The organism is Thioalkalivibrio sp. AKL10, from assembly GCF_000381845.1.
In the GTDB taxonomy this organism is placed as follows: domain Bacteria; phylum Pseudomonadota; class Gammaproteobacteria; order Ectothiorhodospirales; family Ectothiorhodospiraceae; genus Thioalkalivibrio; species Thioalkalivibrio versutus.
In genome coordinates this window covers 164,182-177,003 of the sequence record NZ_KB907142.1, presented here as the reverse complement: position 1 = coordinate 177,003, position 12,822 = coordinate 164,182, and the positions used below count along the sequence as shown (strand labels likewise).

Annotated in this window: 9 protein-coding genes and 1 pseudogene; 5 read left to right on the top strand and 5 right to left on the bottom strand. The window is 68.3% G+C overall.

The window, feature by feature from the left end; genetic code table 11:
• Positions 1-38: 38 nt before the first annotated feature.
• Positions 39-329: pseudogene (locus G333_RS14170) on the top strand (OsmC family protein); the annotation flags it as partial.
• 262 nt (positions 330-591) lie between these two features.
• Here G333_RS14170 and trxA read toward each other — a convergent pair.
• Positions 592-1,467: a thioredoxin gene (gene trxA / locus G333_RS0100820; protein WP_019568423.1), complete on the bottom strand. Its 876-nt coding sequence runs from the start codon at positions 1,465-1,467 to the stop codon at positions 592-594.
• 131 nt (positions 1,468-1,598) lie between these two features.
• Here trxA and parE point away from each other — a divergent pair, with 131 nt between their 5' ends.
• The gene (gene parE / locus G333_RS0100815) at positions 1,599-3,485 is read left to right on the top strand and encodes a DNA topoisomerase IV subunit B (RefSeq protein ID WP_019563629.1); all 1,887 of its coding nucleotides are present in this window, start codon (positions 1,599-1,601) and stop codon (positions 3,483-3,485) included.
• Positions 3,486-3,526: 41 nt separating this feature from the next.
• Here parE and G333_RS0100810 read toward each other — a convergent pair whose 3' ends face one another.
• From G333_RS0100810 to G333_RS0100800, 3 genes are all read right to left on the bottom strand, one after another.
• Positions 3,527-4,630 carry an alkene reductase gene (locus G333_RS0100810; protein WP_019627432.1) on the bottom strand — a complete coding sequence of 368 codons (1,104 nt, stop codon included), beginning with the start codon at positions 4,628-4,630 and terminating at the stop codon, positions 3,527-3,529.
• A 92-nt stretch (positions 4,631-4,722) separates the two neighbouring features.
• Positions 4,723-5,877 carry a glycerate kinase gene (locus tag G333_RS0100805; protein ID WP_081624486.1) on the bottom strand — a complete coding sequence of 385 codons (1,155 nt, stop codon included), beginning with the start codon at positions 5,875-5,877 and terminating at the stop codon, positions 4,723-4,725.
• Entirely contained in the window at positions 5,870-7,231 is a 1,362-nt protein-coding gene (locus G333_RS0100800; protein WP_018938810.1) for a GntP family permease, read from the bottom strand. Before G333_RS0100800 ends, G333_RS0100805 begins: the two co-directional genes overlap by 8 nt.
• Positions 7,232-7,355: 124 nt before the next feature.
• On the opposite strand from G333_RS0100800, the gene G333_RS0100795 reads away from it, so the two are divergent.
• The 3 genes from G333_RS0100795 (at position 7,356) to putA (ending at position 12,425) form a co-directional block, all read left to right on the top strand.
• Positions 7,356-7,928 carry a Spy/CpxP family protein refolding chaperone gene (locus tag G333_RS0100795; protein WP_018938811.1) on the top strand — a complete coding sequence of 191 codons (573 nt, stop codon included), beginning with the start codon at positions 7,356-7,358 and terminating at the stop codon, positions 7,926-7,928.
• A 73-nt stretch (positions 7,929-8,001) separates the two neighbouring features.
• On the top strand, positions 8,002-8,655 hold the full coding sequence (locus tag G333_RS0100790; protein ID WP_019627430.1) for a cupin domain-containing protein: 654 nt from the start codon (positions 8,002-8,004) through the stop codon (positions 8,653-8,655).
• Between the two features lie 92 nt (positions 8,656-8,747).
• Entirely contained in the window at positions 8,748-12,425 is a 3,678-nt protein-coding gene (gene putA, locus G333_RS0100785; RefSeq protein ID WP_019627429.1) for a bifunctional proline dehydrogenase/L-glutamate gamma-semialdehyde dehydrogenase PutA, read from the top strand.
• Between the two features lie 46 nt (positions 12,426-12,471).
• Here the strand turns inward: putA and G333_RS0100780 are convergent, their stop codons facing one another.
• Entirely contained in the window at positions 12,472-12,798 is a 327-nt protein-coding gene (locus G333_RS0100780) for a DUF3634 family protein (protein ID WP_019563662.1), read from the bottom strand.
• Positions 12,799-12,822: the final 24 nt, after the last annotated feature.

Sequence of the window (12,822 nt, the reverse complement as noted above, 5' to 3'; positions counted from 1 at the left end):
CGACTCGAGCGCGGATGCGCGATTCAATCAGCGTCTCCCTTGGTCCCCCGGAGCTTTTGCTGGCGTCACTCGGTGCCTGCATGGTGCGCGGCATCCAGCGCGCCCTGCCGATGCTGCGCATGGAGGTGGACAGCATCTCCATCCAGTTGCGCGGCTGGCGCCAGGACGACCCACCGGCCATCGCGAAGATCGAGTATCGCGTCGAGGTCGGCACCGATGCCGATGAGGAAATGGTCGAGCTGCTGCACCGCAACGTGCAGAAGGGCACCATCTACTCCACCCTTGCCGCCGGCACCCAACTCACCGGCGAGGTCGTCGCCAGGCAATAGGTCGTGCAACAGGTGGGAAGCCCCCTGTGGGAGCGAGCTTGCTCGCGAAGCCCCCGCCCGCGCTTGACCTGCACACCGCGGTTCCCGTCGCAGGGGAATCTCGGATCGATGGTGGTTGACCAGCGCCCGATCGCCGAGGGGCTCGGCTCCTGCACGTCGATATCCGGGGATACCGACGTGCAGGAGGCCAGCCTCTGGCCGATGGGGCGTGGTCGAGGCCATAGCCGGTTGGAGGGATGCTGCGCCGGCAACCGGGCCCTGTTCAGTAGAGCAGCGACGCCATCTGCCGTCGATACTGCCCGACCAGCGGGTGGTCATCCCCCAGCACCTTGAACGCGGCCAGCAGGCCCTGCTGGCCGGCCCCATCGTTATAGGCGCGGTGCTGCTTCATGAGTTGCAGGTATAGCCCCAGCGCCTCCTCGGCGCGTCCGGAGAGCATCGCGTAGGCAGCCATCTGCTCCAGCGCCTCGGGGCGCGGGTCGCCTTTCTGCAGTTCTTTGGCCAGCGCCTGCGGGTCGACGCCGGCCGCCGTCTTGGCAAACACCAGGCGGGCGCGCAGGGTCTTGGCCTCTTCCTTCTCGCTTTGATCCAGCGGCAGTTTGGCGAGTTCGGTCTCGGCCGCCTCGGGATCGCCGGACTGGGCCAGGGCGCGCGCCAGCTCGATGCGCAGGTCGCCGTTGTCGGGGTCCTCCTCCAGCGCGGCCTTGAGGGTCGCCAGGGCGCCGTCCACGTCGCCGGTCTTGGCCTGCTCGCGCGCCTGTTCGATCAGCTTGTCGGAGGGCTTCTCCAGGTACTGGTCGATCATCGCGCGGATGTTCGGCTCCGGCTGCACGCCCATGAACTGATCCGCCGGCTTGCCGTGGCGAAAGATCATGACGGTCGGCAGGCTGCGCACACCGTATTGCTGTGCCAGGGCCTGCTGCTCGTCGCTGTTGACCTTGGCCAGGCGGAACTTGCCGGCGTACTGCGTGGCGAGCTGCTGAAGTAGCGGCATCAACTGCTGGCACGGTCCGCACCAGGCGGCCCAGAAATCCACGACCACCGGGCGCTGGTGGGACTCGTCCAGCACCGCTTGCTGGAAGTTTTCCTGCGTGACGTCGAGGATATCGTCGCCGGTTGCGCTTGCGGCTTCTGCCATGGGAACCCTCCTGAAACACTTGAATACGAAATCTGCACAGCATTGTTGGGATCATGGGGGCGATTGCAAGCAGCCCTGATTTGCTACCCTTCGCGCATCCGCGAGTGCGCAATCGACACAGGAACCATCACGTGAGCTATTCCGCATCCGATATCGAGGTCCTCGAGGGGCTGGACCCGGTGCGCAAGCGCCCGGGCATGTACACCGACACGACCCGCCCGAACCACCTGGCGCAGGAGGTGATCGACAACTCGGTGGACGAGGCGATCAGCGGCCACGCCAAGCGCATCGACGTGATCCTGCACAAGGACGACTCGGTCTCGGTCAGCGACGACGGCCGCGGCATGCCGGTGGACCTGCACCCGCGCGAGAAACGCCCCGGGGTCGAGGTGATCCTGTCCACCCTGCACGCGGGCGGAAAGTTTTCGGACAAGAACTATCAGTTCTCCGGCGGCCTGCACGGGGTTGGCGTGTCGGTGGTGAACGCGCTGTCGAAGCGGCTGGAGATCCAGATCAAGCGCGATGGGCGCGAGTACCGCATGGCCTTCGCCGGCGGTTACAAAACGCAGGACCTGGAGGCGGTCGGCGACGTCGGCAAGCGCAATACCGGCACCACGCTGCATTTCTGGCCGGACCCGCAGTACTTCGATTCGCCGCGGTTCTCGGTGCCCCGACTCAAGCACATCCTGCGCGCCAAGGCCGTGCTGTGCCCGGGCCTGACCGTAACCTTCCGTGACGAGACGACTGGCGAGGCCTGCGAATGGTGCTACGCCGCCGGGCTGCGTGACTATCTGGTGGAGGCCCTGGATGGTCTGGAGCGCCTGCCGGAGGAGCCGTTCATGGGTTCGATCGCCGGGGCGACCGAGGCCGCCGACTGGGCCGTGACCTGGCTGCCGGAGGGCGGCGAGGTGGTCAGCGAGAGCTACGTAAACCTGATCCCGACCACCCAGGGCGGTACCCATGTGAACGGCCTGCGCACCGGCCTGACCGAAGCGGTCCGCGAGTTCTGCGAGTTTCGCAGTCTGCTCCCGCGCGGCATCAAGCTGGCCCCGGAGGATGTCTGGGAGAGGGTGGCCAGCGTGCTGTCGTTCAAGATGCAGGACCCGCAGTTCGCAGGGCAAACCAAGGAGCGGCTGTCCTCGCGCCAGGCCGCGCCGTTTGTTTCCGGCGTGGTCAAGGACGCCTTCAGCCTGTGGCTGAACCAGCACCCGCAGCAGGGCGAGCGCATCGCGGAACTCTCGATCCAGAACGCACAGAAGCGCCAGCGCGCCGGCCGCAAGGTGGTGCGCAAGAAGATTACCCAGGGCCCGACCCTGCCGGGCAAGCTGGCCGACTGCGCCAGCCAGGACCTCGAACGCACCGAGCTGTTCCTGGTCGAGGGCGACTCGGCTGGCGGCTCCGCCAAGCAGGCGCGCGATCGCGATTTCCAGGCGATCATGCCGCTGCGCGGCAAGATCCTGAATTCCTGGGAGGTGGACCCGGACCAGGTGCTCGGCTCGCAGGAGATCCACGACATCTCCGTGGCCCTGGGCGTGGACCCGGGCCAGGCCAGCCTGGACGGGCTGCGCTACGGCAAGGTCTGCATCCTGGCCGATGCCGACTCCGACGGCGCGCATATCGCCACGCTCTTGTGCGCATTGTTCCTGAAGCACTTCCGGCCGCTGGTGGAGCGGGGGCACGTGTATATCGCCATGCCGCCGCTTTATCGTGTAGACGTCGGCAAGCAGACCTTCTACGCCCTGGACGACGACGAGAAGGCTGGCGTGCTGGAACGCATCGAGGCAGAAAAACTGAAGGGCAAGATCTCCGTGACCCGTTTCAAGGGGCTGGGCGAGATGAACCCGCTACAGCTGCGCGAGACCACCATGAACCCGGACACTCGGCGTCTGGTGCAGCTCACCCTCGACGCCGCCGACGACACCATGCAGCTGATGGACATGCTGCTCGGCAAGAAACGCGCCGGCGAGCGCCGCGCCTGGCTGGAGGGCAAGGGCCACCTGGCCGACGTCGCCGTCTAGTTAATTCAGAGGCCCTGCCGACGGCCGGAAAGAGCCACGGGTCACGTGAGCGCCGGGTAGTCGGTGTAGCCGTGTTCGTCGCCGCCGTAGAAGGTGGCTTCGTCCCACTCGTTGAGCGGGGCACCCTGGCGGAAGCGCTCGGGCAGGTCCGGGTTGGCGATGAACGGGCGGCCGAAGGTGACCAGGTCACAGCGTCCGACAGCGATGCGCTCGCGGGCCTCGTCGGCGCTGTAGGCGCCATTGCCGATGTAGGTTTGGCTGAAGCGCGCGCGGATGGCGTCGATGATGGATTCCGGGCGGCCGGTTTCGTGGTTGCCCTGGAACGAGTCCTCCACCACCTCGATGTAGGCGATGCCGGTGGCGTCCAGGGCCTCGGCGAAGGCGCTGTAGGTTTCCAGCGGATCATCATCATGCATGCCGTTGAAACTGCCGGTCGGGCTCACGCGGATGCCCACGCGCTCCGGACCCCAGATCTCGATCACCGCGCGCACCACCTCCAGCGGCAGGCGGATGCGGTTCTCCACCGAGCCCCCGTAGGCGTCGGTGCGGTGGTTGCTGCCACTGCGGATGAACTGGTCCAGCAGGTAGCCGTTGGCGGCGTGGATCTGCACGCCGTCGAAGCCCGCCGCCTTGGCATTCTGCGCGCCCTGGCGATACTGCTCCACGATGCCCGGCAACTCGTCGAGTTCCAGCGCGCGCGGCTCCAGTACTTCAACCATGCCGGATTCGGCACTGATGAAGGTATAGGCGCCCTCCGGCTGGATCGCGGAAGGGGCGACTGGCTTCTGACCGTCGGGTTGTAGCTCCGGGCGCGAGATGCGGCCGACGTGCCACAGCTGCGCCTGGATGCGTCCCCCGGCGCCATGCACGGCCTCGGTGACCTTGCGCCATCCGTCCACCTGCTCCTGCGAGTGGATGCCCGGGGTGAACGCATACCCCTTGCCCTGCGGCGAGACCTGCGTGGCCTCGCTGATGATCAGGCCGGCACCGGCACGCTGCGCGTAGTACTCGGCGTTCAGATCAGTGGGCACGTCGCCTGGCTGCCCGGCGCGCGAGCGCGTCAGCGGGGACATCAGCACCCGGTTCGGCAGCTCCAGCGGGCCCAGGCTGTAGGGGCGAAAAAGCGCGTCATCGTGCTTGGTCATGGGGTCTTCCTTTGGGTTCGTATCGATCCGTGCTGCGAGTCGGACCCGGATCAACCGAACACGTTCCTTTCAGACGGGAGCATTCCGCTGATTCACGGTCGGACACCCGGTTCGGCCGCCTCGATCAGGGCACGGGTGCGCTCGGCGATGTAGTGTGCGGGGCGGGCCAGGGCCTGGTCCAGGGTGATGCTGCCGTCGCACAGGGCGCGGGCGTCGCTCAGGCCGAAGGCGCCGATCTCGGCCTCGTCGCAGGCGATGGAGCCGGCGATCGCCACCACAGGGACCCGCAGTTCTCGGGCGCGGCGCACGACTTCTGCTACCACCTTGCCGTGCGAGGTCTGGCCGTCCAGCTGGCCCTCGCCGGTGATGACCAGATCGGCCTCGCGGATCGCGGCGTCCAGCCCGATCAGTTCGGCCAGGTAGCCCGCGCCCATGCGCGCGCTACCGCCGAGGACGCAGTCCAGTGCGAACCCGAGCCCACCGGCGGCGCCGGCGCCCGGGGTGTCGGTGGGACGATGGAGGTGCCCGGCGGCATCAATGCAACGCGCCAGGTGCTCCATGTGCCCATCCATCGCCGGGATGTCGGCCGCCTTCAGGCCCTTTTGCGGGCCGAATACCGCCGCCGCGCCATGCGGCCCGGTCAGGGGGTTGTCCACATCGTTCAGCACGGTGATGTCGATGCGGCCCAGGCGCGGGTCCAGCGCGTCGAAATCGACCCGTGCGAGATCGGCCAGGCCGGCCGGGTGGGGCGCAAGCGCGTGTCCCTCGGCATCCAGGAAGCGCACGCCCAGGGCGGCCAGCATGCCCGCGCCGCCGTCCACCGTGCCGCTGCCGCCGAGGCCGATCATCAGGTGTTCGGCGCCGGCGTCCAGGGCCGCCCGCATCAGTTCGCCGACGCCGAAGCTGTGGAGCTGCCAAGGGTCATGCCGGTCGTCGGGGATCCGGTCCAGCCCGCAGGCAGAGGCGACATCGATCACGGCCCGCTGCTCGCGGTGATCGCAGCCCCAGCCAGCGCTCAGGTGGGTGCCGGTGGGGCCGGTCACATCCGACAGGTGCCAGGCCCAGCCGAGGGTGTGGCTGACCAGCCGCGCCGTGCCCTCGCCGCCATCCGCCATGGGCAGGGAGCGTACCCGGGCATCCGGTCGGGCGGCGTGCACCCCGCGGGCCATGGCGGCGGCCACGTCCTCGGCCTCCAGGCTGCCCTTGTAGCTGTCCGGGCAAACGACGACCCGGAGTCGTTCAGACAAAGATCAGGCCCAGGATGTAGATGGTGATCATCGCGCTGATGCCCTGCAGCAGCGTGGCGGTGGTGAACACCTTGTACGCGGTGGACACCTTCATGCGGCTGAACTGGGTGACCACCCAGAAGAAGCTGTCGTTGGCGTGCGAGACGGTCATCGCACCGGCACCCACGGCCATCACGGCCAGGACCATTCCCATGGTCGAATCCAGCCCCAGCGAGGCCAGCATCGGCGCGATCATGCTGGAGGCGGTGACCAGTGCCACGGTGGACGAGCCCTGGGCGGACTTCAGCGCCGCCGCGATCAGGAACGGCACCAGCAGGCCCAGACCCAGACCGCTCAGCAGGTCGCCCAGCTGATCGCCGATCGGGGTCTCGCGCAGCACGTTGCCGAAGGCGCCGCCGGCCCCAGTGATCAGGATGATCGGGGCCGCCAGCAGGATGGCGTCGACCGTCATCTGGTGGAAGCGGTCCTTGATGCCGGCGCCCTTGATCAGCAGCAGCGCGAAGATCACGCCGATGGCCAGCGCCACGACTGGGGTGCCGAGGAAGATCAGTGCGCTGGCGAATATCCCGGCCTCGGTGTCGCGGGTGGCCAGCAAGGCAACGGAGCCGATGGAGATCAGCACGATGGGTGCCAGGATCGGCATGAACGCGCCCAGGGTCGTCGGGCGGTGTTCCAGCTTGATCTCTTCCCTCTCGACCTCCTGCCCGGTGGCCTCGCTGATCGGGTCCGGTTCCAGCAGCTCTTCGTCATTGGCATGCGCGTAGCGGCTGGCCCACAGCCAGCCCACCGCGGCCGCTACGGCCGAGACGAACAGCCCCACCAGGATCACCAGGCCCAGGGCATCGGCGATGCCGATGTTGCTGGCGGCCGCAATCGGGCCGGGGGTGGGCGGCACGAAGTTGTGCGTGGCGAACAGCCCGGTCGCCAGCGCGACACTCATGGCCACCACCGAGATGCCGGCGGTCTTGGCCAGCGCGTTCTTCAGCGAGTTCAGGATCACGTAGCCGGAGTCGCAGAACACCGGGATGGATACGATGTAGCCGATGATCGAGACCGTGAGGGTAGGGAAGCGGTCGGACAGCGCGCGGATGATCGCCTCCGCCATCACCACGGCCGCGCCGGTGCGGTCGAGGATGACCCCGATGATCGTCCCCAGGGCGATCACGATGCCGATGTAGCCCAGAGTGCTACCGAAGCCGTCGTTGATGACGCTGATCGCCTCGCGCGGCGCGATACCGCCGATGAGTGCCATTGCGAAGGCGGCGATCAGCAGGGCGAGGAACGGATGTACGCGCAGTTTCGCCGTGGCGAACACCAGCGCGGCGACGACCACAATCAATCCGATAATCAGCATGTCGCGTCCTTTTGCCTTTTTATGAGTATCGATCCGGAGTCTAGACGTCCGTGAGCGGTTCGGTGTCCCGTGATTGGTCTGGGCGCTACAATCCAGACGCCATTTCTTGCCAGGGGATTCCTGCATGCATCGTGTTATCGCGTTTTCGGGGTTGATGGGCGCGAGCCTTGCGCTGGTGATGTCCGCATCGGCCGCGGCCAATCCGTATTCCGGGTTGCAGGAGCGCGAGATCAAGGCACTCTCCGCGCAGGAGACCGAAGATCTCCTGGAAGGGCGCGGCATGGGGATGGCGCTGCCGGCCGAGCTGCACGGCTACCCGGGCCCTCTGCATGTGCTCGAGGTGGCAGCGGAGCTGGGCCTGACGAGCGAACAACGTCGCGAGACCGAGCGGCTGTTCGAGACCATGCGGGAGCAGGCGCGCCAACTGGGCCGGCGCATCGTGGAGCGCGAAAGGGAACTGGACGAGCGCTTCGCGGAGGGCGCGATCTCCAGCGATACCATCGAGACGCTCACGGTCGCGATCGGCGAGCTGCGCGGCCGCCTGCGCCACCTGCACCTGTCCTACCACCTGAAGATGGATGCGTTGCTCAGCGAGGAGCAGAAGGTGCGCTATCGGCAGGCCCGCGGTTATCACGGCGAGGCGGAAGACAGCCCGGGAGATGGCCATCATCACGGCCATCCGGGCCACCACCACTGAATGCCCGTGCCCTTCCCGGCAAGGAACTAATTGCGTGGCACCGCGTTCGACTGAAGAGACGATCGGAGCGCGCATGACGGGAGCCCTGAACCTGGATCTGAACCGGCCGGTGGTCGTGGAGACGTCGGCGCAGCCCTGGAGCGGCAGCCGTGCCGACGGCGTGGTGCGCAAGCCGCTGGAACGCGAGCAGGCGGAAGCGGGCCGCGCCACCAGCATCGTGCAGTTCCAGCCCGGAGCCCGCTTCCCGCCGCACACGCATGCGCTGGGCGAGGAGATCCTGGTACTGGACGGCGTGTTCTCCGACGAAACCGGTGACTATCCCGCCGGCACCTACCTGCGCAATCCGCCGGGTTCCCGCCACACGCCGCACTCGGATCCCGGCTGCACGTTGTTCGTGAAGCTGGAGCAGTTCGCGCCCGAGGATCGCGAGAAGGTGGTGGTCGATACCCACTCGGCGCTCTTCCAGCCTGGCATCGGCGGCTTGCGCGTCCTGCATCTGCACAGCTTCGGTGCCGAACACACCGCACTGGTGCACTGGCCGGCCGGCGAACACTTCCAGCCCCACCGGCACTGGGGCGGCGAGGAGATCCTCGTGCTGTCCGGCGAGTTCATCGACGAGCACGGGCGCTATCCCGCGGGCACGTGGATCCGCAGTCCGCATTCGAGTCAGCACGACCCCTGGGTGGAGGAGGAGACGCTGATCTACGTGAAGACCGGTCACATGTGATGCCCTGCGCCCGGGTCTGCGCTTACACCGGGTAAGGTGACCGAAGGCGCCCGGGCCGGGTATAGCGACCCCCTTTACACGGGAGCAGGCCGATGCAGCAGCCCGAATCCCAGCAGGACACTGTCCTCGACCCGTATCGTGCCCGCATCCGGGCGGCATACGGGGCCGACGAGGCGGCCGTGCTGCGCGACCTGCGGGCCGGCATCCGGCTGGATGCCGAGGCCCGCGCCCGTATCGCGGCCGAGGGCGCGCGCATCGTCGAGCGGGTGCGCGCCGACACATCGCCGTCGATGCTGGAGAGCTTCCTCGCCGAGTACGGCCTGTCCACCGAGGAGGGTGTCGGTCTGATGTGTCTGGCGGAGGCCCTGCTGCGGGTGCCGGACGCCGAGACCATCGACGAGCTGATCCAGGACAAGATCGAGCCCTCCGACTGGGGCGCCCACCTCGGGCATTCCTCGTCGTCGCTGGTGAACACCTCTACCTGGGCCTTGATGCTGACCGGCAAGGTGCTGAGCGATGACCCGCAGCGCCCGGCCGCCGCACTGCGCGGGCTGATCCGGCGGGTCGGCGAGCCGCTGGTGCGTACTGCCGTGGCGCAGTCGATGAAACTGCTGGGGCGCCAGTTCGTGCTCGGCGAGACGATTGCCCAGGGGATGCGCAACGCGCGCGAGATGGAGCGCGAGGGCTACACCTATTCCTACGACATGCTCGGCGAGGCCGCACGCACCGATGCCGACGCCCGGCGCTATCACCGCGCTTATGCCACGGCCATCGCGGAGATCGCGAAGCAGGCGCAGGGCGACGTCCGTTCCAGTCCCGGCGTCTCGGTCAAGCTTTCCGCGTTGCATCCCCGCTACGAGTACACCCACCACGCGACGGTGATGGCGGAACTTGTGCCGCGGACACGGGAACTGGCTCGGCAGGCGGCGCAGGCCGGGATCGGCTTCAACATCGACGCCGAGGAGCAGGATCGCCTGGAGTTGTCGCTGGACGTGATCGAGGCCCTGCTGGCGGATCCGGAGCTGGCCGGCTGGGACGGCTTCGGCGTGGTCGTGCAGGCCTACGGCCGCCGGGCGGCGCCGGTAATCGAGGCGCTTGACGCCCTGGCGGAGCGCCTCGATCGGCGGATCATGGTGCGCCTGGTCAAGGGCGCCTACTGGGATACCGAGATCAAGCTGGCGCAGGAACGGGGCGTGGAACACTTCCCGGTGTTCACGCGCAAGGTGAATACCGATGTCAGCTACATCGCCTGCGCGCAGATGCTGCTGGACCGGCGCGACCGCATCTACCCGCAGTTCGCCACTCACAACGCGCATACCTGTGCGGCGGTGCTGGCCATGGCCGGAGACGATCGCGGCGGCTTCGAGTTCCAGCGCCTGCACGGCATGGGCGAGTCGGTGCACGCCATCGTCAAGGCAACGGCTGGCACCCGCTGCCGCATCTACGCCCCGGTGGGTGCGCATCGCGACCTGCTGGCCTATCTCGTGCGTCGCCTGCTGGAAAACGGCGCCAACAGCTCTTTCGTCAACCAGGTGGTGGACAGCGCCATCCCGCCGGCGGAGATCGCCCGCGACCCGCTCGCCGATCTGGAGGCACTGGGCGACACCATCGCCAACCCGGCGATCCGCGACCCGGCCGATCTCTACCAGCCGCAGCGGCAGAACTCGCGTGGCTACTGCGTTAACGAGCCCGCCTCCATCCTGCCGCTGCTCGAGGCGCGCGAGGCCTTCGCGCGGACGCGCTGGCAGGCAGCGCCGATGCTGGCCGCGGGGCATGCGCCACAGGGCGAAACGCGCGACGCGGTTTCTCCCGCCGATCCCGACGATGTGGTGGGGGAGGTGCGCGAGGCCACGGTGGAGGAAGTCGAGCAGGCCCTGCGCGCCGCATTGATGGGGTTTGTCGACTGGTCGGCGCATCCGGTCGCGGCACGGGCGGACCTGCTGCGCGCCATCGCGGAGCGTTACGAGGCGCACGCCCCCGAGCTGATCGCGCTGACCAACCGCGAGGCCGGCAAGACCGTGTGGGACGGCATCGCCGAGGTGCGCGAGGCGGCCGACTTCCTGCGCTACTACGCCGGCGAGGCCGAACGGCTGGAACAGGAGGCGGAGCTGGAGCCGCGCGGGGTGTTCGTCTGCATCAGCCCGTGGAACTTCCCGCTGGCGATCTTCACCGGGCAGGTCGCCGCGGCCCTGGCGATGGGCAATACCGTGCTGGCCAAACCGGCCGAGCAGACCCCGCTGATCGCCACCCGCGCGGTGGAGCTGATGCGCAAGGCCGGCCTGCCGGAGACCGCCCTGCAGCTGTTGCCGGGTGACGGCCCGTCCGTCGGCGGGCCGCTCACCGCCGATCCGCGCATCAGTGGGGTCTGCTTCACCGGCTCCACTGAGGTGGCGCAGCGGATCCATCGTAGTCTGGCGGACAACGCCGGGCCGGACGCCGTCCTGATCGCCGAGACCGGCGGGTTGAACGCGATGATCGTCGACAGCTCCGCGCTGACCGAACAGGCGGTGCGCGACATCCTTGCCTCCGCCTTCCAGTCCGCCGGGCAGCGCTGCTCGGCGCTGCGCATGCTCTACGTGCAGGACGAGGCCCATGACCGGTTGCTGGAGATGCTGCAGGGCGCGATGGACGCGCTGACCATCGGCGATCCCTGGCAACTGGCGACCGACGTCTCGCCGGTGATCGATGCCGAGGCACAGGCGGATATCCGCGACTACCTGAAGGCGCAGAAGGAGCAGGGACGCCTGATGAAGGCGCTGCCGGTGCCGGAGACCGGACGCTTTGTCGCCCCCTCCATCGTCCGGCTCTCGGGGATCGAGGCCCTGGAGCGCGAGGTATTCGGCCCCGTGCTGCACGTCGCGCGCTTTCGCGCGCGGGATCTGGACGCCGTGGTGGATGCCATCAATGCCCGCGGTTACGGCCTGACCTTCGGCCTGCATACCCGCATCGACGATCGCGTGCAGCAGGTGGTCGAGCGTCTGCGCGTGGGCAACCAGTACGTGAACCGCAACCAGATCGGCGCCATCGTCGGCTCCCAGCCGTTCGGCGGCGAGGGGCTCTCCGGCACCGGCCCGAAGGCGGGCGGGCCGCTATACCTGACCCGTTTCGGGCGCCGCCCGCCGGTCGCCGCGGATCAACCCGCGGCGCCGGATGCGGAGGCCCCCGGGGTTGCACGGGATACCCTGCAGCGGGCCCTGGACGCGCTGGATGCCGGTGACTGGGCCGCGCGCACCGACCGGATGGAGGTGCTGCGCAAGGCGCTGCCGGAGCGCGCGGGGCTGCTGCGCCAGGCCCTGGCGGAGACCGCGGCGTTCGACACGAGTCCGCAGACGCTACCGGGGCCGACCGGCGAGAGTAATCGCCTGCGTCTCTATCCCCGCGGTCCGGTGCTGTGCCTGGGGCCGAGTGCGGAGGTTGCACTGGCGCAGGCGGTGCAGGCGCTGGGGGCGGGGTGTCCGGTGGTCATGGTAGTCCCGGGTGCCGAACGCGCCGCGCGGGCGCTGCAAAAGGCCGACGTCCCGCTGCAGGGGATCGACGGCGTCGTCGAGCCGGAAACGCTGGCTGTACTCAACGGTTTGGTAGCGGTCGCCGCGGTCGGTAACAGCGAGTGGAGCCGCAGTTTGCGCAAGGCGCTGGCGCAGCGCGACGGGCCGATCATTGCGCTGGAGACCGCCCTGATCGCGCCGGAGCGCTATGTGGTGGAGCGCCACCTGTGCATCGACACCACCGCCGCCGGCGGCAACGCCAGTCTGCTCGCGGCCGCTGACTGATGCCGGCCACGTTGTGCGGTGGTGGCGCCGGTCTGGCCTGGGCGCGTTACCGGCGTTTCTTGCGGCGTTTCTGGCCCACCTTCACGCGCTGGAGCGCGCCCTGCAGTTCACCGTGCGCCTCCTTCGGGATGGAGGACGAGCTGCGCAGGCGCAGACCCTTGCCGGTGCGAACGGCCGTCAGGCGGCCGTTCTTGATGCCGTAGCGGCGGACGATATCCCGTGCCGCGTGTTCGAAGTGCATCGGCGGGTCGCCGCGCCGCACCCGTAGCGTTCCGTCCGCGATCTCCAGGCTGAAGATGATGCTTGCCTGCCAGATCAGCAAGGCGCCCGCCACCAGCAGCAACACAATCATCAACAGCAGCGTGATCAGCATGGAGTCCTCTCCGGTGGTGCCCCG